General features: G+C 36.0%; 16 protein-coding genes. 14 read left to right on the top strand and 2 right to left on the bottom strand.

The window, feature by feature from the left end; all coding sequences use genetic code 11:
- Window positions 1–11 precede the first annotated feature (11 nt).
- Window positions 12–3,005, bottom strand: a complete 2,994-nt coding sequence (locus tag OS138_RS08450; RefSeq protein WP_002333989.1) for an LTA synthase family protein — start codon at window positions 3,003–3,005, stop codon at window positions 12–14.
- A 254-nt stretch (window positions 3,006–3,259) separates the two neighbouring features.
- On the opposite strand from OS138_RS08450, the gene sstT reads away from it, so the two are divergent.
- From sstT to OS138_RS08415, 7 genes are all read left to right on the top strand, one after another.
- On the top strand, window positions 3,260–4,480 hold the full coding sequence (gene sstT / locus OS138_RS08445; RefSeq protein WP_002304113.1) for a serine/threonine transporter SstT: 1,221 nt from the start codon (window positions 3,260–3,262) through the stop codon (window positions 4,478–4,480).
- Between the two features lie 146 nt (window positions 4,481–4,626).
- Window positions 4,627–5,262 (top strand): DUF998 domain-containing protein, encoded by a 636-nt coding sequence (locus tag OS138_RS08440; RefSeq protein ID WP_002317133.1) that lies wholly within the window; start codon window positions 4,627–4,629, stop codon window positions 5,260–5,262.
- A gap of 221 nt (window positions 5,263–5,483) precedes the next feature.
- Window positions 5,484–7,118, top strand: coding sequence for a BglG family transcription antiterminator (locus OS138_RS08435; RefSeq protein ID WP_002333988.1), 1,635 nt, complete (start codon window positions 5,484–5,486; stop codon window positions 7,116–7,118).
- Entirely contained in the window at window positions 7,115–7,546 is a 432-nt protein-coding gene (locus OS138_RS08430; RefSeq protein ID WP_002317135.1) for a PTS sugar transporter subunit IIA, read from the top strand. Before OS138_RS08435 ends, OS138_RS08430 begins: the two co-directional genes overlap by 4 nt.
- A 12-nt stretch (window positions 7,547–7,558) precedes the next feature.
- Entirely contained in the window at window positions 7,559–7,840 is a 282-nt protein-coding gene (locus OS138_RS08425) for a PTS sugar transporter subunit IIB (protein ID WP_002292323.1), read from the top strand.
- A 4-nt stretch (window positions 7,841–7,844) separates the two neighbouring features.
- Complete coding sequence (locus OS138_RS08420; RefSeq protein ID WP_325069991.1) at window positions 7,845–9,095, top strand: PTS ascorbate transporter subunit IIC; 1,251 nt, start codon at window positions 7,845–7,847, stop codon at window positions 9,093–9,095.
- Complete coding sequence (locus tag OS138_RS08415; RefSeq protein ID WP_002333986.1) at window positions 9,096–9,836, top strand: sugar isomerase domain-containing protein; 741 nt, start codon at window positions 9,096–9,098, stop codon at window positions 9,834–9,836. It abuts the gene before it with no gap.
- Between the two features lie 164 nt (window positions 9,837–10,000).
- Here the strand turns inward: OS138_RS08415 and OS138_RS08410 are convergent, their stop codons facing one another.
- Window positions 10,001–12,721 (bottom strand): YfhO family protein, encoded by a 2,721-nt coding sequence (locus OS138_RS08410; RefSeq protein WP_325069990.1) that lies wholly within the window; start codon window positions 12,719–12,721, stop codon window positions 10,001–10,003.
- 194 nt (window positions 12,722–12,915) lie between these two features.
- Between OS138_RS08410 and truA the strand changes: the two genes are divergently transcribed.
- From truA to OS138_RS08375, 7 genes are all read left to right on the top strand, one after another.
- Window positions 12,916–13,659 carry a tRNA pseudouridine(38-40) synthase TruA gene (truA, locus tag OS138_RS08405; RefSeq protein ID WP_002325907.1) on the top strand — a complete coding sequence of 248 codons (744 nt, stop codon included), beginning with the start codon at window positions 12,916–12,918 and terminating at the stop codon, window positions 13,657–13,659.
- A gap of 233 nt (window positions 13,660–13,892) precedes the next feature.
- The gene (gene msrA / locus OS138_RS08400) at window positions 13,893–14,726 is read left to right on the top strand and encodes a peptide-methionine (S)-S-oxide reductase MsrA (protein ID WP_002325906.1); all 834 of its coding nucleotides are present in this window, start codon (window positions 13,893–13,895) and stop codon (window positions 14,724–14,726) included.
- A 113-nt stretch (window positions 14,727–14,839) separates the two neighbouring features.
- The gene (locus OS138_RS08395) at window positions 14,840–15,796 is read left to right on the top strand and encodes an aldo/keto reductase (protein WP_442784208.1); all 957 of its coding nucleotides are present in this window, start codon (window positions 14,840–14,842) and stop codon (window positions 15,794–15,796) included.
- A 288-nt stretch (window positions 15,797–16,084) separates the two neighbouring features.
- Window positions 16,085–16,783 (top strand): FadR/GntR family transcriptional regulator, encoded by a 699-nt coding sequence (locus OS138_RS08390; RefSeq protein WP_002287585.1) that lies wholly within the window; start codon window positions 16,085–16,087, stop codon window positions 16,781–16,783.
- Window positions 16,784–16,932: 149 nt separating this feature from the next.
- The gene (locus OS138_RS08385) at window positions 16,933–18,249 is read left to right on the top strand and encodes a PTS sugar transporter subunit IIC (protein WP_002307860.1); all 1,317 of its coding nucleotides are present in this window, start codon (window positions 16,933–16,935) and stop codon (window positions 18,247–18,249) included.
- A 16-nt stretch (window positions 18,250–18,265) separates the two neighbouring features.
- Window positions 18,266–19,681: a glycoside hydrolase family 1 protein gene (locus tag OS138_RS08380; protein WP_002325905.1), complete on the top strand. Its 1,416-nt coding sequence runs from the start codon at window positions 18,266–18,268 to the stop codon at window positions 19,679–19,681.
- 463 nt (window positions 19,682–20,144) lie between these two features.
- A complete protein-coding gene (locus tag OS138_RS08375) occupies window positions 20,145–20,465 on the top strand; it encodes a PTS sugar transporter subunit IIB (RefSeq protein WP_002287582.1) in 321 nt (106 codons plus the stop codon).
- The last annotated feature ends 4 nt before the right edge of the window (window positions 20,466–20,469 follow it).

The following is a 20,469-nucleotide window of genomic DNA, read 5'->3' as shown; positions in this document are numbered from 1 at the left end:
CAGTTTATTTGTTAGTCTTTTATTTTTTGTGTCGCCCATGTTGCACTGTACTGGTTACCTGCAACAAGATCATATTGTATCAGACGATAATCTTCTAGAATTTCTCTTTGTTTCTCAGTCAAATTTTTTTCTTGGATAATTTGACTATCCTCTGTAACAAAGACCTGTTTTCCATTAAAACGATTAGACAAGCTTTCTGTAGGATCAATTGTTAATGCAGGTAGATGATTAGATACTTCTGTCAACAACGCATAGTAAGGAGTTACTTTGATATTCGCATGCTCAAGAGCCATAGCACCAAAGTTATTAGGAGCAACAACTTCTTTATTTAACGTAGCTGCTTGTTCACGACTATACTTGTTGCTATAAATGAAATAATCTGTCTGGTGCTGTTCTAATCCATATTTTTTCGAATCATTCCCACTATAGATTGCGGGTAAATGGTCACCATAAAAAACAAAGGTAATCGGTTTATCGATTTTGTCGATTTCTTGGATGAATTTTTTTACTGCTGTATCGGTATAGTGAAGGCCTTGCATATAAGTTTGTAATTCTTTTCTTCTATTAGGAATGACAGCAGTTCCTTCAGCAGTGTAGTTCAATTCACTATAGTAATCATCATAAGGCATATGGTTTTGCATAGTGGATAATTGGATGAATTGCGACGTTTCTGTATTGCTTTGTAAAGCTTTCAAGGTTTCTTTGTATGCTGAATCATCCGATATGCGTGGGCTTTGTTCTATTTTATCCGTATAAGTTAATTTATCCGGACTGTCTAAATAATAGAACCTGTCAAAACCAAATTTATCAAACACTTGTTTTCTGCGATAAAGAGCAGCTGTAAAAGGATGGATGGCTATTTTTTCATCGAATAGATCGGTAATATTTGGACTTATTTTCTGACGCTCCACTAGCTGGGTATAAGGTGTAACTAACGAAGCAGACAGGTTACTGATACTCAAGCCTGTCAGTCCTTCCCATTCCATGTTAGCTGTTCCGCCACCATAACCGACGGATAACATCAATCCTCCTGTTCCTTCTGTTATAATGCTTTTGATGTAAGGAATAGGGTCTGTAGGTACTGTCAGATTAGGGACACGTGCAGGATCACTGAAGCTTTCACTTAAATTGAGAACGATCGTCTGATTGTTTAACCAGTCACTTCTTGTTTGGTTGATTTCATCTGCCTTTGTGTTGTACTTTTTCATTATTCCATTAATTTTTTCTTTCGAATAGCCAGCAGGTTCTTCCATGATTTTAATGTCGATATTGTTTAGGAATTGAATGACTGGTCCGTTATCTTTTACGGCGCCTTGCTGGTTAAAGAAAGTCTTGTTTACTTTAAATAAATTAAACAGCAAGAAAGAAGGCGAATTTTTGTGATTAATGAAAAAGACACCCGAAAAACATCCTAATAACACAGCGATACTGATAAATCGACGTTTCCAATGAATCTTCAAGGAATACTGTTTTTGTAGTCTACGTTGTACAATAATACTAGTAATCAATAATAGGAGAAGGATCAATCCGCCCACGATTAATAAGACTGGGCTAACCATCGATAATAGTTCTGACAATCCGGTCAGCATTTTTAAATCTGAAGGAAAGACAGGCTCTTCCCGCATTTCCATTTTGATTACTGTCGAAATAGTGAGCAGTAAGTTAATGATCAAGGTAGCAGTCAAGGCGTACCAAAAACGATTGGAAATCAACAATAGTAAGAAGAAAAATCCCATAATAATGATGATTGTCAGGATCATGGGTGCTTGTCGCTGAGTAAATATTTTTAAGGCAACCTGGATAGTTTCTTTCCAACCTTCTTTTGGTTCTAAAACGAAAATCTGCACGAAGGTAAAGCAGTAAAAAAATGCTGCAACTAAAAAATAACTTTTATGAACAAAAAGCCAATGAATTCTTTTTTTCCAACGTTGTGTTAATTGTTCAATCGAATCAAAAGCGAAGTATTCGATGAAACGATGAATGAAACGGATTTTTTGTATATAAAATAAAAAGATAACTAGGAGGGACACTGCTAATAAATAGTAAATAAAAAACTGCCCGATATTTATCAGCCATGCCTTCCCTGAGTTTGGAAATTCACGTTTCATAAATGTAGATACGCGATAAGAAACTAAAGGGAAATTACATATAACTTGAGTGACAATCAAAAATACAGCAAGAAAATTTCCTCTTCCTTTTATACCTAATTTATCAGATAGCATTTCTAAAAATAAAAACGAAGAGAAAGTATAATACATTGCGAAGAGAGAATATGGTTTAGAAAACCTCAGCGCTGTATCTGTATTTCCTCTGATGATGAGTGAAATTTGTGTCATCAAAATAATCAAACCGAATAAAACAATCAAGCTGATAAATACTTGAGGAAGCTTATAGCGGACCTTTTCTTTCCAGTTCCATTCTTTCAAACCATAACCCATTAAAAATAAATAAAAAATCCATAAAATACTCTGTCCATTCTGTAATGCAAACGGGTCTTTATTAAATAGAGTAGAGCAGCCAACTAATCCAATTGTTAAAAATAATAGTAGATATTTAATTGTTGTTTTCGATAATTTATTTAAAAATCCAACTGTATAAGGAATACTACAAAAAAGCAAAGTACAAGAAACAGCATAAGTAAAGTAATTCTGACTGATAGGTGTTAGGATAAGCCAATAATCACGAATATTCAAGCTGCCAGTTTGTACGTAAAAAAAGATATTGCAAGCTAGTGTGGCTATTAGGAATATAAAGGCAAAACGACTTAAATAATGTAAAACTTTTAAACGGGCGATTTTTTGATATTGGTAACCCATGTAAAGTGGGATCAAATTTGTACCAATAACAACGGAAGTTTGTAAAAATGTATAGATGTAGAATCGACCAGGGTTTGTTGCATATGTAGGAATAGTGATTGCTGAAATCAATATACGCTGTAAAATCATCATTATACAAGCGACAAAGATTGTCAGGAAGCCATAACTCTCCTTCTTTATTTTTTTCAAGAATAAACACCTCACAAAAAAATTGGACAAAAACATAAGAAAACGTTTCCTGAGAAGTTGCCCATTAATAACATCCTAACTTAGAATATCTCAAAAAACAACGTGTAGACAGAAAAAGTGCAAAATTAGCAAGTAATGGTTGTTTGTATTATTAGAATTTTTAGAAAATTATACCTTTAGTTTCTTTGCATAAAATGATACAATGATTGTTAAAATTGTGAAAGGGTGGTCATTTGTTAGAGAAGTTTTTGGATATGTCGTTAGTTCAACGTATTGTTGTTGGTATTTTAGTCGGAATATTGTTTGGTATCTTTTTCCCCACATGGACATTTATTTCAATATTGGGAACGTTGTTTGTCAGTTGCTTGAAGGCAATCGCACCTATTCTGGTTTTTTTCTTGACGATGGCGTCAATTGCCAAGCATAAAATTGGGAATAAGACATTTGTGAAGCCTATTTTGATCTTATATTTAGTGGGAACATTGCTTTCTGCACTTGTAGCAGTTATTGTAAGTTCAATTTTTACTGTTCCTATTACTTTACAAGAAACAGTATCTGAAAAAGCACCGCAAAGTTTGGAAAGTGTTTTATCTACTATGTTGACGAATGTCACACAAAATCCTGTTCAATCTCTTATTGATGCGAATTACCTTGGCGTCTTATTCTGGGCTGTATTGTTGGGACTAGCTTTTCGAGCACGTTCAGAATCGACAAAAGAGTTGGTGGATCAGATATCTATAGCGTTGTCACAAGTCGTACAAGTGATTATTGCATTTGCTCCGATAGGGATTTTAGGATTGGTTTATCAATCAATTGCTACGACTGGAATCGCTGGATTGGCAGAGTATCTGCAGCTTTTACTTGTTTTGATCGGTACGATGCTGTTTGTCGCATTAGTTGTGTACCCATTCCTCACGTTTTTGTTTATTAAAGAAAATCCCTATCCATTGATTTTCTTTTGTTTGAAAGAAAGCGCACTTCCCGCTTTCTTTACCCGAAGTTCTGCCGCAAATATCCCGATAAACATGATGTTGGCTGAAAGATTGAAATTGACAAAAGAGTCTTATTCCATATCGATCCCGTTAGGTGCTACGATCAATATGGGCGGTGCCGCGATTACCATTTCCTTGATGACGTTGACTGCTGTACATTCTTTAGGGATTGAAGCACCTTTTGTTTTGAAAGTCCTTTTATGTATTTTGTCTGCTTTAGCTGCTTGTGGAGCTTCAGGTGTTGCGGGCGGTTCACTGTTATTGATTCCATTAGCATGTAGTTTGTTTGGTATCTCTAATGATGTCGCGATGCAAATCGTTGGTATTGGATTTATTATCGGTGTTATCCAGGATTCAATGGAAACTGCCTTAAATTCGTCAAGTGATCTGTTGTTTACTGCAATAGGAGAGCTAGGCGCGCGTAAAAGAAGTGGGGAAAAAATCAAATTGAAAGATTGTTTAGATGGATTAAGTGAACGTTGAACGTTAGATATTTAGTATTTTTAAAATGATTCGAGTTTTTAATGAGTTATATAGATGTTCGTGTAAATAGAGGTTTCTGTTAAATCAAGATAAAGTCGTTTATAATAACAATTAAAAGCATAGGTAATTGTTATTGGAGGCGTATCATGGATTTTTTACGTAAATTTGGTTTTTTCTTTTTATTATTAGGCGTGCTGAGTGATTTTTTGACTCCGTACGTATTAGGATTGTATTATCCTGAATTAGATCAAATGAAGAGCGTGATCAGTGTATTTGGAGAGGTTTCCAGTCCTGTAAGAAAAGCGTTTCTTATTTGGTCTGTGGTTTCAGGGATCTTTTTCATCCTGTCATTGCCTGCATTGTATGCTGCATTTGTAAGTACATCTCGTGTGTTAGCTACCCTAGTTACAGCAGCCATCGCGTTCTATGGTATAGGTGATTGTATCTTTACAGGTTTGTTCAGTATCGATACCCATGAATCTTCGTGGAATGTCTCGACATGGGTCCATAATATCGGATCAGGTTTAGGTTACAGTGGTTTTTTATTGTTTCCAGTTCTTCTTTTATTGATCTATCGAAAAAATGGGCAAATGGACGTAAGCCACATATACCTTGGACTGTCTGTGATCAGTTTGCTTTTTGCGGCGATTTATGGTCTGGCAAGAATTCCTTCTATAAATTCTTGGCCATTACTGAATAAAATAGGATTTTGCCAAAGAATCAGTTTTTTCTTTAATTATGTGCCTATTGCCTGGTTGAGTATCTTGCATCTCAAACAGTAAAACTTGAGCCGTCAAATTGAACAGTCAGCGGATACTTCATCCGGTGGCTGTTTTTTTGTTTTTCTGAAATATATAGTTCCACAGTTTTCTTGTATAGCTTCTGTTTTGGCGTATATTAACTGAGAAAGAGTAGTGTATGATTTCTCAGGTTATTTTAATCTTTTATTTGGTCTAGTTCTCCTTATAAGAAAAAATTATAGTGAATATAGAAGGTGATGGAAATGAGTGTAATACAATATCAAGAAAGTAAACTACGAAGAGTAGCGATCCTGAACAGACTGTCCAATTTCGAGCATGTAAGCTACCAGCAACTTTCTGAAGAATATTATGTTTCCAGAAGCAGTATCGCAAATGATATTTCTTACATCAAATATGTATTTGCGAAAGAAGGGTTGAATCTCAGTTTTGATCGTTTCGGGACATATTTTGAAGGAAATGAAATACAGGTTCAGAAGGTACTGAAGCGTATGATCCTGAATCATTTTGATGAATTGGAGATCGTAAGAGAAATAGTGGATCGAAAGCTTCTAGCAATAGTCGAACGATCTTTTCGCGAGAGCATTGCAGACAAGCAAATTGAGATACCAGAAAGCTACTTTTCAAGTATCATTGTTTCGATCTTATTGATGATCCAACGTTCAAGAGAAGGGAAGAAAATCAGTTTAAAAGGTAAAAATCAATATGGAAAGTATTTTTTAGAATTCAACAAATATCCCCTCGTTTGTGAATTGCTACATCAGTTAGAGGAACAGCGTATTTACCAATTTTCGCAAGAAGAAGTACAGTATTTGACTTATGTTATTGTGGGAAGTGGTTTACGCTTTTTCATGAAAAATGAAACGATCCCTTTAGTATTTCGAGAAAAAATCCGGCAATTGATCCAAAAAGTGAGTAGAGGCATTCAGATAGATCTTACCCAAGATAGTCGTTTAGAAGAAGATCTGCTTGTACATCTGTATCAGCTACTTTTACGTATTGAGGCTCAAACGACCATCGTAAATCCTTTGATAGATGAGATAAAACAAAATTATCCTTCTTTGTATGGCGTTGTCTGGTTTGCGTTAAATGATTTTCGTTGGCCTTATCAAGTAAGCTTGTCCGAAGATGAAGTTGGTTTTGTAGCTATCCATTTCCAAGCAGCAATCGAGCGTGTCAAACGATTAAATAGACTCTTATTCGTATGTCCTAATGGCATGGGGACCAGTTCATTTGTTTCTGCAAAAATCAGAAGAATCTTACCTGATATCGATAGTATCGAAACAGTATCTGTCGATAAATTGAACAGACTAGATTTGTTTGACGTAGATTTCTCCACTGTCGATATACCTAAACAAATTAGACCAGTAGTAAGAATCTCGCCAATGGTTACTACTAGAGATATGAAACGTATCATGAATCATTATATCGATCTGGTCATAGATAACGAACAAATAAACATCGAAGGCTCGATATCTGAAAAAGTGAAAAATCTTATTTCCTCTAATGTCTATTTTGATCACTTTGGTTCAAAAGAAGCTGCTATCCGTTTTTTGGTTGATCAGCAACAGTTTGAGAATGAAGATTCGAAACAGCGATTTCTCCACTCTATTTTTGAGCGTGAGGAAATCCAATCAACATACTTGGAGAATGGTTTTGCTATTCCTCATGGCAATCCCAATGTCGTTAAACAAACTTCGGTTGCTGTATTGATAGCAGACAAGCCATTTTCATGGGGATATCAAAAGGCAGATATCGTTGTTCTGCTAATGATCCGAGAAGAAGATGTGAAAGAAGTCGAACCTGTGATGAAGATGGTCATGCAAGGAATAGAGGATAAAAATTGGTTTATTTCAAAAATGTTGGAGGTCAGAGAATGAGTAGTATCAATAAATTGCTGCCGAAAAATCAAATCCAAGTAATAGAAACGGCTGAAAATTGGATTAAGGCAGTCGAAATCGCTAGCAATCCATTATTAAAAAACAAAATGATAACGCATACGTATTTAGAAAACATGATCAGAAGTGTAGAGGAAAATGGACCATATATGGTGTTGGCTGATTATTTTGCGCTGATGCACGCAAAACCAGGTCTTGGAGTAAACGAGCAAAGTATGAGTCTTTTAGTCGTAAAAGATGCTGTAGATATGAAAGGGAAACCAATCCATATTTTTTTGGTTTTAGCTGCCAAAAACCACGAAAGCCATCTGGAGAGATTAAAAGATATCATGGAAATATTTATGGACAATGAAAAATATCAAACGATTTTATCAGGAAATAAAGAAACGATCATTCAGTTATTTGCATAAGGAGGAAGAAAAATGAAAATTTTAGCAGTATGTGGATTTGGTGTGGGGAGTTCTATGGTTTTGAAAATGTCTCTTGATAAAGTAATTAAGGAGCTTGGTTTAAAGGCGACAGTGGAAAATACAGATTTATCCACTGCCAAAGCAACGATGGCAGATGTTTATTTTACAAGTCATGAATTACTTCCAGAACTAAAAGCTTCTGTAAAAGCGCCTGTTTATCCTATTAAAAAGTATATGGATACTTCAGAAATAAAGGCGCAATTGGAACAATATCTAGCTGATAAGGGGGAATAAAAGAATGAATTTCATTAGTGAACACATCTTGAAGAATCCGCCCGTCTTGTTAGGTTTGATTGCGATGCTCGGGCTGATCATCCAGCGAAAATCATTTTCAGAAACGGTTAAGGGAGCTTTGACCGCTGCATTTGGTATGGTTGCTTTGACCGCCGGAGTCAATATGCTGGTCGGAACGATTTCTCCAATCAATATAGCTGTCCAAACACAGTTGGGTGTAGAAGTGACAGAAGGACTATCTGATGTGACGTTTACTGCAGAATATGGCGGGACGGTCGGATTAGCTATGTTTTTAGGATTGGTTATCCATTTATTGATTGCTCGGTTTACACCTGTGAAGACGATCTTTTTAACAGGTCATATGCTTTGGTGGTTTCCTTTCGTATTTGTAGCAACTGGTGTGGAAGCAGGACTGTCAGGGGGAGCATTGATTGGAATCAGCGGGATTTTATCGGCTTGTTATTGGTCTTTCATGCCGTGGATCATGCGCAAATATGTCTGGGATGCTACGGGAGATGATTCTTTCCTGATTGGTCATCCAACGGGTATTTTGTCTTTAGTTTCAGGATTTGTAGCAAAACGAGTAGGAAATAAAGAAAAATCGACAGAAGATATCAAAGTACCTGAGAATCTTTCATTTTTCCGAGAAATCTCAATTACAGGTGCACTAGTCATGTTCTTGATGAATACCGTAGTTGGGATCATCGCACCTGTTTTGATACCAGAAGGGGATAATCTCCTGATGTTTTCGATTGAAGCAGGGTTGAATTTTGGTGCAGGACTACTCATTATGCTATATGGTGTCCGACTACTGATCAATCAAATCATTCCAGCATTTCAAGGGATTGCAGAAAAAGTCGTACCGGGAGCGAAACCAGCATTTGATGTGCCTATTTTATTCAATTATCGACCAAATGCAGTGATTATCGGTTTTATCGTGGCAATGATCACTTCTACGATTTTAGTTGTTTTGGCGAATTCATTCCATCTATTCGGCGTGTTGCTTGTGCCATTAGTAATCACAAGTTTCTTTGAATGTGGTGGTGCAGCAGTCATCGGTGAAGGTCAAGGTGGCTTTCGTGGAGCGGTTGTCGGAACAATCGCAGCTTCATTTGTCATGGTCGTATTAGCGGTTTTTTCAGCTATTGTTTTTAGTACGACAATCCAAAGCTGGATATTGATTTTCGGCGGAAATGATTTGTCGTTATGGGGAATGATCGGTAGAGGATTCAGCGGTTTGTTTGGAGGGTTCTAGATGTTCAAATATATGGATAAAATCAAACAGTTATTAGATTTGGTTGAAAAGGAAGAAAAAAAGTCAATCAAAGAAGCAATCGATGTATTGACCCAAGCGAATCTGCAAAAACGTTCGGTCTATATTTTTGGTGCTAGTCATGCTGGTATCTTAGCGGAAGAGATGTATTATCGGGCAGGTGGGATGATGACCATCAATGCTATCTTTGGACGAGAAGTGATGCTAGATCGTTCCCCTATCACCTTTACCAGTCAAATGGAACGTTTAGAAAGATATGGAACGAATTTAGCAAAAACAGTTTCATTTAAAAATCAAGATGTATTGATCCTTCACTCAGTATCGGGAAGAAACCCAATCATTATTGATTTAGCATTAGCTGCCAAAGCGAAGGGCGTAAAAATCATTAGTTTGACGAATGTCCAATATTCACGATCGGTGACTAGTCGTCATTCATCAGGGAAACGATTGTTTGAGGTTTCTGATATAGTTATCGATAACCATGGGGATATAGGAGATGCTTGCTGTGAGCTGACAGGTATCGTACAAAAAGCTGGTCCTTCCTCTACTGTAATCGGTGCAGCCATCCTCAATACGATCATCGTGGAAGTTTGCGAACAGCTTATTGCAAATGGGATAAAACATCCTCCTATATTTTATTCGGCGAATTTAGATGGGGGCGATCTGCGAAACGCAGAATTATATGAGGAATATAAAGAAGTGATTCATTATGAATTCATGTAATTCATAATGGCAATTTACCTTTTAGAATATAAGTGAAATAAAAAGGGACTGCGACAAAAGTATTGTCACAGTCCCTTATTTCGAACAAAGGGTGTTCCGGAAGTATCTTTTGGAAATAAACCCAAATTTCTTGAAGTTGCCCACTTCTGACACAATTTCTTGAATTATTTAAAAGAAAATCGTTTTTTCAAGATAATAGTGAATAAGAAGATGATCCATCCAACGATAGTGAGTATCCAACCTGTCGTTAAACCAGGTGTATGATAGATCAGTTTGATTTGATGATTACCTGGATTGAGGAGTAATCCTGTATACATATAATTCGATTGGATAATTGGTATTTTCTTACCGTTATCATAAGCAGTCCATCCTTTTTCATAAGGGATGGTTAATAAAAGCAGTTTTTCTTTTTCCAGATTTAGTTCACCAGATACTTCATTTGCCGAAAAATGAACATTCTGAAGTGTGTTTTCTCTTAATTTAGCTATTTCCGTACTTAATTGACTATAGTCACGCGTATATAACTCAATAGAATCAAATGTATAGACTCCTTGATTTCTAAAGCTGACTTGAATAGTTTGATTAGGTTGCACTGTCCCTAAATTAAGTAAGGAATTTTTGATCCCTACGTACCATCCTTGATATTGATTTCGAAAATTAAACTCTTTTGACAGTTGTCCATAAGTTACTTTTAAATACGTGGCAGTCTCAGTTGGAAGAAATAATCCTGGTTGTGTATTAGGATAGTTTATTCTCTTAAACCGTAGAAACAAATAATTATTTGTCAAATCAGATGGAGCGTCTACAGAGAACGTAACAGTTGCATTGTTCTTAGAAACGATATACTGATTTCCTTTTATCTCTACTCCATCCGTTTGCTGTATATGATCGTTCAGTTTTTTGATTCCTTTATCGGTAATCTGATTTTTCTTTAGACCAGAGATATCTTTATTTATAATAACACTTTTTGTCATACTATCCATAATAGCTAATGAACTAGTTTGAGTATCATTTTGTTTGATATAGGAATCGTACGTATAGCCAAAAGGTAGGAAATTTGTATTCTGATAGATTTCTACATCTTGACCATTTTTATTGATTGTTTGTAAATAAGTATAACCAAAAGGAATATCTTGATTAGTGTCAGTTTTTAGTTTTGCGTAATATTTGCTATTTGCTAAAGTGCCTAATTCTGCACGACTATCTAGCCCATAATATTCATAGTCACTGTTGATATTGTTCTCAATAGACTTATTGAAGGAAAAAATATTTTTATTTGCTAAACTAAAATAAAAATTCGTACTATTTATTCCCCTTAACAAAGCATTGTTTTCTTCGGAACGAGGATTTCCAGTTTTAGACAATTCATACCGAGACCAGTCAGTATCTTTATTGATAATATCTGAGATAGCTGAACTTTTTGGTGCCCAATAATCATTTTCTACGATATTTTTATCAGTATAACTGTTAATGATAAGGGGATTGATTTTGATATTTGTTTGAAAGGCTCCATAAACTAGAGCATTCAAAAATACCAGTATACTCAACGCGATTTTTGTTTTTTTCGAATTAGCAAACAATAAGAAGATAGTTGAATAGAGCAACAGGAAGATCAAACCGATATAAGGCGGTACATTTCGTTTATAGTTTGCAAAAGTGAAAAGGATAAAGAAAAAGAAAACAATAGAAGAAATATGCACAAACCGTTTTCTTTTTGATAAATCAGTTGCGGATTCAACTAAAACAGGTAAGTATTTTGCTGTTAGAAAAGCCCAAAAGAATGCATAACCAAACATCCAACGATTCGTGCTATAAGAGAATCCGTTGAAAAGACTACCAAAAAATGGAAAGAATAAGAAAATAGTCAACAAGCTAATGGCTAAAAGATCAAGTCTTGCAAAATTATTTTTTTGCTTAGAACGATATAAAATAACGGATAATACAAAAATGATGATTGGGAAAAAGGCTGTGACAGTTGTGGCTTCTCCTCCGTAAACTGGTGAAATAAAGTTTTTCACAAAATTCAAATAAAATGATTTCGTGTAAAAAGGTAAGAGCGTTGAATGAATCTCCCCGCGTCCAGCATTGAAAAATTGATTAATTACGGGAATGAAAATAACGGAGCCCATCATTATTCCTAATACGTAACTACCAATAGATTTGAATAAAAGAGAAAACAACACTTTATAGTCTTTTAAAGTATAAAGTTCAAAATATCTGTAAACAGCGTATAAAAAGATTAAGATAGAAAGCATATAAAAGAAATAAAAGTTGCTGATAACAGAAATGAAAATCATAAACGTAAAGAGTTTATATCCTCTTTTCTCGAAGATATACTCAAGCCCCAAACATAGCAATGGTAGATAAATCATCGGATTGATGAAGTAAGGGTGTTTCCAAGCAGAACTTAGTGCGAAACCAGAGAATACATAAATGAATGTGGCGATAAAAGTTTGATAATTGGCCATTTTCTTATATCGAAGAAAGATCGATATAGAGATTCCGGAAAAGAAAATGCGTAACATGATTGCTAATGAAAAGGCAAATTCTGCATACTTTGGTTTAGCAAATACTGCTAATAGTGAAAAAGGATCACCAATGATATAGTAATGTAACGTTCCTAAAATATCTTGACCATAACCAATACTAAAATCATAAGTTGGGATAGAAAAGTTATGATCAATCAAAATATTTTTGATTATTTCCCGAATATATTCGCCAAAATAAACAAATGAAACAAAGTGTTGGGATTGACCATCCCATAGCTCAACAGGGGCTTTTCCAGCAATAGGCCACCACATATAAAGACTAACGATAACGACCCATAAGCAGATGCTTAAAATAGAATAGTAAGTGAAAGCATCTTTTTTTAACAGTTTTTTCAAAACAAGTTCCTCCGATAATAAATTAAAGAATATATATCAAGTATAGACAATGAGAATTAGGAAAACTAGCATTATTTTAAAATGAGTATCTGAAAATCAAGGAGACATCAATAGTTTGCAAGCTACGCTATTTAGATTATGTTATACTCATGAAGCAAATAAATTGTAACTGATCATAAAGGAGTTAAATAAATATGAGAAACATCAAGTTGACAATTGAATATGACGGAAAAAGATATTCAGGCTGGCAAAGACTTGGAGATGACGATAAAACCATTCAAGGAAAAATCGAAAAAGTATTGCATCAGATGACAAATGAAGAGATAGAAATTATTGGATCAGGAAGAACAGATGCTGGCACCCATGCGCGAGGACAAGTAGCAAATTTCAAAACAAACACAGAAATTGGACTGGCAGAAATGATCGACTTTATGAATCGTTACCTTCCGCGGGATATTGTCATCAAAAGAATCGAAGAAATGCCTGAGCGCTTCCATTCAAGATATAATGCGGTGGGCAAAAAATACAGCTATTATGTTTGGAACAGCGTGATTCCTTCAGCGTTTGAGCGAAACCACAGCTTTTATTTCCCTCAAAAGTTGGATATGGATAAGCTGAATGCAGCTTGCGAAAAATTGATGGGTACACATGATTTCATTGGTTTTTCTGCATTGAAAAAATCAAAAAAATCCACAGTGCGTACGATTGATGAATTATCTATCGAACGAAAGGGAGAAATGCTTCATTTTACTTTTGTCGGAGACGGATTCTTATATAAAATGGTGCGGATTATCATGGGGACATTACTAGAAATCGGCACAGGTGCTATGCCGATAGAAACAATCGATGAAATATTTGAAAGCAAAGTGCGGCAACATGCAGGAGAAACCGTCCCTGCACAAGGTCTGTTTTTGGATGAAGTTTATTATCGCTCATAAAAAAGAATCATCTTTACTCGACTTCTGAGAATTGGAGAACATCCCTTTTTTCAGAGGTCGTTTTTTAGTTAAACCAAACCATAGAGTATGCTTTTTAAGATAAAGATCATCTTATATCATCTGAAGCTGCTTATCTTCTTTGAATAAATACGATTCAATCGCTTATTTCCTCACTTTATGATAAATTACAGCTAAAGTCACTAGCTTGTCTTCTTCGGAAAGGAGGAGAATCTATGGATGAGGAACAAATATTCATTCAAACACTTTATAATCTGATTTTGAATCCGAATACACGAGATTGGGAACGAAAAGTATTGATTCAGACAAAGAATGACACAAGAGAAAATATATCCGTTAAAGAACAGTTATCAAAACTAGAAGCAACACTACGTCCATTAGCTATCCGAATGAATCTGACGCCTGATGTAATGGACTTTTATTTATTGCTTACGGAAGGATTTGATAAGGAGCAAAAATATGACTTTTCCAAGCATGCCATGCAAGATGCTGACTATCAAGAACGTGCAGTATTTGCAGGGGGATGTTTCTGGTGTATGGTCGAGCCGTTTGAATCGAAAAAAGGGATCCTATCTGTTTTGTCAGGATACACGGGCGGACATGTTGAAAAACCAAATTATGATCAAGTAAGTGGTGGTTACACAGGTCATGTGGAAGCTGTGGAGATCATTTATGACACAAGAGAAATAAGTTATAGCGAGTTGCTGACAATCTATTGGCAAATTACTGATCCCACAGATACATTTGGACAATTTCAAGATAGAGGGAAGCAATATCGTCCAGTGATTTTTTATCAAGACGAACGACAAAAAGAATTAGCGGAACAATCAAAACAGAAACTAGACAGTTCAGGAACTTTCCACCAACCAATCGTCACAAAAATCGAACCAGCCGGTACGTTTTGGCCAGCAGAAAACTATCATCAGCAATTTTACAAAAAACAACCGAAACGTTATAAAAAAATCCAGCAAGCACGTAATCAATTTCTGATCTATCAACGAGTAAAAAACAAATGGCAAAAAAATATACGAAAAAATCATTTTGATTAACTCCTTTTCTTTAAAATGTAGTAAACTAAAAATAGAAAACAAGAAAGCGTTTTAAAAAGATTTGATGAGGAGGAGAAAAATTGTATATTGCAGATAGTGCACGTTATGAAAAAATGGAATATCGTAAATCCGGTCATTCAGGTTTGAAATTACCGATTTTATCTCTCGGATTATGGCAAAATTTTGGTGATTATGATCCTATCCATAACCAAAGAGAGATTTTAAGAGGCGCATTCGACATGGGAATTACCCATTTCGACCTTGCGAATAATTATGGAGGCCCTGCTGGAGCTGCAGAGAAAAACTTTGGGCGTATTTTTAGAGAAGATTTTCAAGCCTACCGTGATGAACTGATTATTTCTAGCAAAGCAGGTTATCATATGTGGGAAGGGCCATATGGGGAATGGGGCTCTCGTAAATCCATCATTTCAAGTTGTGACCAAAGTCTCCAAAGAATGGGGCTAGATTATGTTGACATCTTCTACCATCATCGCCCAGACCCTGATACACCTTTGGAAGAAACAGCAGAAGCTTTGATGCAACTTGTAAGACAAGGAAAAGCATTATATATTGGTATATCCAACTATAATGGAGAAGATACAAAAAAAATGGCTGAAATTTTAAAAAGAAAAGAAGCACCGTTCATTATTCATCAGATGCGCTACAATATGTTTTCTCGTGCACTACTAGAAGACGATCTATCTCCAGTATTAGAAGAAGAAGGGCTAGGGGCAATCACGTTCAGTCCGCTTGCTCAAGGGTTGCTGACAAATCGTTATCTACATGGTATTCCTGAAGATTCTAGAGCACATCGTAAGGAAATACCATTCCTTTCAGAAGAACAAGTTGGATCAACTCTGGAAAAAATCAAAGCACTGCAAACAATCGCCGTATCACGAGGACAATCATTAGCGCAAATGGCCCTTGCATGGAATTTGCGACAAAAATCTGTTACAAGTGTACTGGTCGGAGCAAGTCGGTTAAGTCAGTTACAAGAAAGTGTTCGAATGATGGATAATTTAGATTTCTCACCAGAAGAAGAATTGAGAATCGACCAAATTCTAGAATAGAAACGATGTAATCAAACTTTTTATCCATATATTAAAAAAAACAAAAGATGACATCAAGAATCGAATGAAGATCGTCTGTTATTGAACATCATATTTTTTGTCGTTCAAAATAAAAATGATCGAAGGCTAGGAGTGAATTTTATCCTAGTCTTTTTTATGGTAAATATCTTCTTCGTTTGTATGTCTATGAACGGATTAATCAATTTTGTATACAAAAAATCATCAGATGATTCAAACGTGTTATAATAATTACGAAAAAATACATCAGATGAAAAGAAGGTATGTGGTTTGGAAGAAAATAAAACCCTAGTAGAAGTAACTACTGACAAGATCCTTAGATATTTAAAGGAAATGCAGTTGCAAGTAGGAGATAAACTGCCGAATGAATATGAATTGTCCGATTATTTAGAGGTGGGGCGAAGCACGGTGCGAGAAGCTGTGCGGGCTCTAGCTTCCAGGAATATCCTTGAAGTTCGGCAAGGAGCGGGGACATTTGTCAGTGATAAGCGAGGGATTGCCAATGACCCACTCGGTTTTTCTTTGATTGAAGATCAGGATCGGATGATACGAGACTTATTTGAACTGAGATATTTATTGGAGCCTAAGATGGCAGGTTTGGCAGCGGAATATGCAACGAAGAATCAAATCGTCCAAATGAAAAAATTAACGCAAAAGATTGAAACTTCTTTTCGAGAAGGCACACAAGAACATGTTCAATTAGACATCGATTTTCATACGATGATTGCAGAAGCTAGCGGAAACGTAGCCTTGCTGCATATTATCCCAATCATTAATGAATCGATTGCTTTGTTTAATAAAAATTATGATATCCAGCATCTGAAAATCGAGACGATCGATATTCATACAGAGATCGTTCAGGCCATCGAAAGGCGGAACGCACTTGCTGCGTTTGACGCAATGACTGTCCATATGGCAATAAATCGGAGAGAATTACAGAAAATAATAGGAGAAAAAGAAACTAATTGACAGTTCATCTGATGTATTTTATGATAAATACATCAGATGATTTTTTGTTTTATATTTGGTAAAAAAGAGGAGTAAATAGTTTCTGTTCATCGAAATGTAAGCGCTGACTAATAGTCAAAAAGAGATGACGTCAAGGAGAAGAAGCAGGAATGAGGGGATCTGGAATGAGTTTTATGGATAAATTAGCCAATGTTTTAGGGAACGTGGCAACGAGAATCAATAATTTAAGGTATATCATGGTGATAAAAAACGCATTTGCTGCATTGATTCCGGTAATTATTACGGGTGCTTTTGGCACATTGTTTTCAGCAATGGTCTTTGACTCGGAAAATGGCTTAGCACAGATAAGTTTCTTGCGTTTTTTAGAAGAATTAAAGCCTATCGCATCTGCCATCAGCTATGTCACACTAAGTTTCTTGACCATCTATGCTGTTTTTCTGATAGGGATCGAATTAGCCAAGCTGAATAAAGTGGATGGTGTATTCCCTGGTATCATCGCAGTGATGTCTTATTTATCTGTTAATCCAACTGTTTATGAATTAGTGAATGAAAATCAGACTGTTATAGTAGAAAACGTATTGGCTAAACAATATACAGATACGAAAGGGTTATTTTTGGGAATGTTGGTCTCCATCCTTTCTATTGAACTTTATTGCTGGTTGAGGAAACAGAAGAAACTACAGCTGAGAATGCCTGATACCGTGCCAACGAATGTTTCTGCTAGTTTTTCTGCTTTATTCCCGACGATTCTGACTGTATCGGGTATCGCGGCTGCGGGATTTATCATCAAAGAACTTACAGGAATGTACCTTTATGATATCATTTACAATGTCGTACAACGCCCATTAGAAGGTGTCGTACAAGGGTTACCGGGTATTTTGCTATTGATGTTTATTGCGCAAGTCTTTTGGGTGATTGGTATCCATGGAAATCAAATGGTGAAGCCGATACGGGAACCGTTGCTTTTAGCGGCAATTGCTGTAAATACGGAAGCTTTTGAAGCTGGAAAAGAAGTACCGAACATTATTACTATGCCATTTTGGGATATGTATATGAGTATGGGCGGGTCTGGAGTCACGATCGGTTTACTGATTGCAGTATTGTTAGTTGGAAAACGGGAAGATATGAAACAAATCACCAAGTTATCCCTTGCTCCTGGGATCTTCAACATCAATGAACCAGTTATTTTTGGTATGCCGATCATGCTGAATCCAATTTTAGCTATTCCGTTTATCTTAACGCCTCTTATCACCGGAACGATTGGTTATTTTGCAACCGCTTTAGGGTTTGCGGCGAAAGCAGTTGTAATGGTCCCTTGGCCGATGCCGCCGATCGTCAATGCTTATCTGGCAACAGCAGGAAATATCGGTGCAGTTATTACGCAACTTGTTTGTATTATTGTTTCTATTTTGATCTATCTGCCATTCGTAAAAGTAGCAAATCGTGTGGAAAATGATGGGGTCTAAAAAACAGGAGGAAATCATGAAAATTACTATTCCAAAAAATTTTATTCTTGGTGCTGCATCTTCTGCTTGGCAAACGGAAGGTTGGAAAGGAAAAAAAGAAGGACAGGATTCATTTATAGATAGCTGGTATAAAAATGAACATTTTGTTTGGCATAATGGGTATGGCCCAGCCGTAGCAACTAATTTTATGGAACAATACCAGCAGGATGTGGATCTGATGAAATCCATCCATCTGACACATTATCGGACTTCTATCAATTGGGCTCGTTTTTTTACTGATTATGAGAACTGTATAGTAGATGAAGAATATGCTCAGCATATAAGTGAAATGATCGACTCTTTGATCGAAGCAGACATAGAACCGATGATTTGTTTGGAACATTATGAAGTCCCAGCTTTTCTTTTGGAAAAATATGATGGCTGGTCTTCAAGAAAAGTAGTTGATTTTTATGCTAAGTATGCTCAAATTGCCTTTGATCGTTACGGTGATAGGGTAAAAAACTGGTTTACATTCAACGAACCAATCGTTCCCCAAACGCGTTGCTATTTGGATGCTGTTCGCTGGCCGCATGAACAAAACACAAAAAAGTGGATGATGTGGAATTATCATAAAGTTTTAGCAACGGCTAAAGCAGTAGAGATTTACCGCAGCGGAAATTACGGTGGAAGGATTGGCTGTATTTTAAATCCTGAAATGGTCTATGCTCGATCCAATTCTCCAGAAGACCAAAAAGCTGCTTATATGTATGATTTGTTTTATAATCGAGTATTTTTTGATCCGATGGTAAAAGGGTACTACACAGAAGAGTTCCTGGAGTTGTGTCAAAAACAATCGATTTATTTCGATCCTGCAACAGAGGATTTAGAAACGATTCAGCATCATACAGTAGATTTCCTTGGAATCAATCAATATTATCCTAAACGCGTTCGCGCCCCTCGTTATCAATGGAATGAAGAGACACCTTTCCATCCAGAACGATATTATGAAGTCTTTGATTTACCTGGGAAGAAAATGAATAATTCCAGGGGATGGGAAATCTATCCGAAAATCATGTATGATATAGCCATGTATCTAAAAGAAAATTATCATAATATCCCTTGGCTGATAACAGAAAACGGTATGGGAAGAGAATATGAAGAACAGTATATGGATGAGAAAGGAATCGTGCAAGATGATTACCGTATCGAATTTATCGGACAGCATTTGCGTTATTTGATCAAAGCAACAGAAGAAGGCGCAAATTGCGAAGGCTATATGTTATGGGCATTCACTGACTGTGTGTCACCAATGAATGCATTTAAGAATCGATATGGATTAGTTCGAATCGAATTGAACGATGAACGAAGCAGAACATTGAAAAAATCTGCTTCGTGGTATCAGACTTTGATTGATAAGAGAGAATTGGATTTGCCTGACGAAATCTATAAATAAATAGAAGTTTTTTGTAGACGTTCATTGTATTTACTGGTTATTTGAAATAAAAGAGGTTGTGAATCCAGCGTTTTGAGCTAATACCCAGGGTCAGCTGATTGAACACCGTTTATTGAGAGGTTGTGAAAAAGCTGTCCTGCATCAAGTAATAAGAATAGCAAAGTAAAAACAACATCTTATGTTTTTCACTTGGTTGGACTTATTACCGCAGATGCAAGCTTTTGAATACCGTTTATTCGAAAAAAGTTGTGACAAGTCTTGTGTCACAACTTTTTTTGTGCACGTTAAAAGAAAAAAGGTAATAAAAATTAATTTGTGTGTTTAGTGTGCGCTTTCTTTTTTAGTGTGTATGCAACTTGGTATAGACCTTAAATGTGATGATATCAACTTTTTAAAGCGCTTTTAAAGTTGGCACGCTACTTGCTTATATACAAGTGTAAGTATAGAAAGGAACGTGTTTAAAATGGAAAAGAAAACAATCATGCTTGTATGTTCAGCTGGAATGAGTACAAGTCTCCTAGTCACAAAAATGCAAAAGGCAGCAGAAGCAAAAGGAATGGAAGCAGACATCTTTGCTGTATCTGCTTCAGATGCGGATAATCAACTAGAATCTAAAAATGTAGACGTTTTACTTTTAGGACCGCAAGTACGCTTTATGCAAAATCAATTTGCTGAAAAGCTAGCACCTAAAGGCATTCCTTTAGATGTAATCAATATGGCTGACTATGGCATGATGAATGGTGAAAAAGTACTCGACCAAGCAGAAAAACTAATAAACAAATAATAAA

Origin of the sequence: Enterococcus sp. E5-37, assembly GCF_035726925.1 — a bacterium.
In the GTDB taxonomy this organism is placed as follows: Bacteria; Bacillota; Bacilli; order Lactobacillales; family Enterococcaceae; genus Enterococcus_B; species Enterococcus_B faecium.
Note: the sequence above shows the minus strand (reverse complement) of the source record. Positions and strands in the feature narration are given on the sequence as shown.